3 protein-coding genes are annotated in these 2,838 nt (G+C 63.8%); all 3 read left to right on the top strand.

All coding sequences use genetic code 11. The annotated features are described in order from the left end of the window. Window positions 1-1,547: type VI secretion system Vgr family protein (locus ACK1VC_RS28740; protein ID WP_449118182.1), on the top strand; the 1,547-nt coding region annotated here is incomplete at its 5' end. After that, window positions 1,547-2,470, top strand: coding sequence for a hypothetical protein (locus ACK1VC_RS28735; protein WP_191087663.1), 924 nt, complete (start codon window positions 1,547-1,549; stop codon window positions 2,468-2,470). The genes ACK1VC_RS28740 and ACK1VC_RS28735, both read left to right, overlap by 1 nt. Beyond that, a partial coding sequence (locus ACK1VC_RS28730; protein WP_449118181.1) for a toxin VasX occupies window positions 2,467-2,838 on the top strand: 372 nt, incomplete at its 3' end. The genes ACK1VC_RS28735 and ACK1VC_RS28730, both read left to right, overlap by 4 nt.

Below are 2,838 nucleotides of genomic sequence, written 5' to 3'. Positions count from 1 at the left end.
AGCTGCTCATCACCGACCGGCTGCTGGGGCTGGGGCAGCTCAGCCAGGGCGCCATCAAGCCCGATGACGATGACGAAGGCTTTTTCGAGCCGGACGACACCGACCCCAACCAGGTGCTGTACCACGCCAACAGCGGCGGCGATCAGGCCAGGCCGTGCCTGCGCCGCCTGCGTTACAGCGAGCAGGTACGTACCGCGCGCCAGGTGCAGCGCGACTACACCTTCACCCACCCGGCCTACCGCCAGGAGCAGCGTGCCGAGGGCAGCGACCTCAGGCACCAGTCCACCACGTACGAGCGCTTCGACTACCCCGGTCGCTACAAGCGCGAGGCCGTCGGCGCCCCCTTCACCGCCACCCGCATCACAGCCTGGCGCCATGACGCTCGCATGGCCGAGGTGGAAGGCGACGATGTGCGCCCGCAACCGGGGCTGAGCTTCACCCTGATCGGGCACCCGCGCGAAGACCTGAACAGGCATTGGCGGGTAAGCCGCGTGCACCACGAAGGCACCCAGTTCACCAGCCTTCAGGAGGAAGCTGCAGGTGCCCGGCAAGGTACCCGCTACTGCCAGAAGGCTGTGCTGGTGCCCGGCAGAACCGAATGGCGCCCGGCGCCGTTGCCCAAGCCGCGCATCGACGGCCCGCAGATGGCAACGGTGGTGGGGCCCAGGGGCGAGGAGATCTACTGCGACCCATGGGGCCGGGTGAAGGTCAGCTTCCCCTGGGACCGGGAAAGTCAGGACAACGAGTTCAGTTCCTGCTGGGTACGCGTGTCGCAAGGCTGGGCCGGCGGCAGCTGGGGTTCGATGGCCATTCCGCGCATTGGCCAGGACGTGATCATCCAGTACGTCGACGCCGACCCGGACCAGCCGATGATCACCGGGCGCACCTACTGTGGCAATCAGCTGCCGCCGTATGACCTGCCCAAGCACAAGACGCGGATGACCATCAAGAGCCAGACCCATAAGGGCGATGGTTTTAACGAGCTGCGTTTCGAGGATGAACTGGGCAAAGAAGAAGTGTTCATCCATGCCCAAAGGAACCAGGTCAATGTGGTGGGCAATGACGAAACCACGACTATTGGGCGCAATCGCGTGGAGCAGGTCGGTAATGATGAGCAACTGAGCATCGGCAGCAACTTCCGCCAGGACACGGCCCGTGACCATACCCAGGTCATTGGGCAAAACAGCCGCGTGGACATCAAGCATGACCTGAACGAACAAGTGGGCAACAACCGCAGCCAGACAACGGGGGCCAACCAGCGGGTTGTCATCGGCAACAACAGCGAGCTTGTGATCAAAGGGGCTCAATCGATCAGCGTCGGGCAGGGGGTGCAACAACGCACGACGGTCTATCAGTTGCTGGCCAGTGAACGCATCGAGTTCAGAAGCCCTGGCGCCAGCATCGTGCTGGATGCCCAGGGCATTACCATCAGCGGCTTGACACTCGACCTACAGGGGCAGACCAAGGCGACTGGCGAAGGGAACGCCAGTAGCGAGCCACTTGAGCTTACGCCTGACGCCAGCAACCAGTGCGAGGCCAAGTCGTGATGAGTAGCGAGGCCTTGGCCAACATCATAGAAGGGCACCATGCGGCGCACCTGCATTGTCATGTACTGATAGACCCCCTTGCCATCGCGGGTAGAAGCGACCATGCACTGCTTGCACAACTGCGCGAAGCGTTGGGCGAGGCCGCGTTGACCCGAGTGTACAGGGCTGATCTGGCCCATGCACCCCACCTGCACCCGGTACTGGTATGCCTGGCCTCACCCGGAGCGATGCCCAGCCGCACGCTGCTGGAGCTGACCGCGCGCACAGCGCGAAGAGGGCTGCATCAGCGCCGTCGCTACCTGAGCGGCTGGCTGTTCAGTGAGGCTGCGCCGGTCACCCTAGCCGCCCATGTCTCGGCCCTGTGTCGAATACCCAATGCCGAGCGGGCGTTCAGCTTCTATCCGGTCTACGAACCTGTTCGCCTGGAATTGCTTGCAGCAACGTTTGAACGGGTCGAGCAAGGCCCGTGGTGGCCGGTCAGCAACTGGCTGTTCCTGAGCAGTGGCGGCAGATTGTCGAGCCTGAAAGGGCAAGGCGGGCAGCGCCATCCTTTGCCGGGGCCTGCCCGGCGCATCCAGGATGACGTGCCGTTGATCGAGCAAGTGCTGGCTATGTGGAGAGTGTTGCGCGCGGGCTCGCACGACGCGAGCCATTGCCAGATACCGCCATTTGCCGCCGTGCGTGTATCCAACCATATCGATGACGCTCGCGGACTGGGCTTGAGCACACAGGAAGACATTGTGGTGTTTGCCCTCCATCACCTGTGCATCCACCCCAGGCTCCATACCGTTGCCGCGGTGCGCAGGATGGTAGACGCCGCCGTCGGCGATCACCGACCGCTCGCCCCGATGCTCGCCCGCTACTCCGAGGCGCAATGGTGCCATCTGATCGATCCCCTACCTGAAGCCGAGAGGCGCTTATGACCCTCAGCCAACGTATCGCCATTGCGGCAGCCGAAGCCGGGCTGCCGCACGACCAGTGCATGTCCTGCGAGCGCCAGGGCCTGCCGATCCTGCCGCTGCGCCGCGCCCTGGTGCCGGATGCGCGCCCAGGTTGCGTCACCACCGTCGCCGGTAGCCTGCACGTTACAGCCAAGATGGGCCTGCGCACCTTGCGCATGGGTTACCTGTATGTGCTGCTGGACCAGCAGGTCTGGCATGCCTACGAAGTCAGCGAACAGGGCCACCTGCGCCGCTTCAACCCCTACGAACCGTCAGACGGCCTGCCCGCATCGCTGCCCGAAAAATGCGCCAATGAAAACCACGACATTCCTTCATCCTTCCTGAACATC

The organism is Pseudomonas sp. XP2 (assembly GCF_053557975.1).
This window is presented reverse-complemented; position numbering and strand designations above follow the sequence as displayed.

Coding starts and splice junctions, on each gene's coding strand:
- ACK1VC_RS28735 (WP_191087663.1), top strand. CDS start 1,547: ATGAGTAGCGAGGCCTTGGCCAACATCATAGAAGGGCACCATGCGGCG.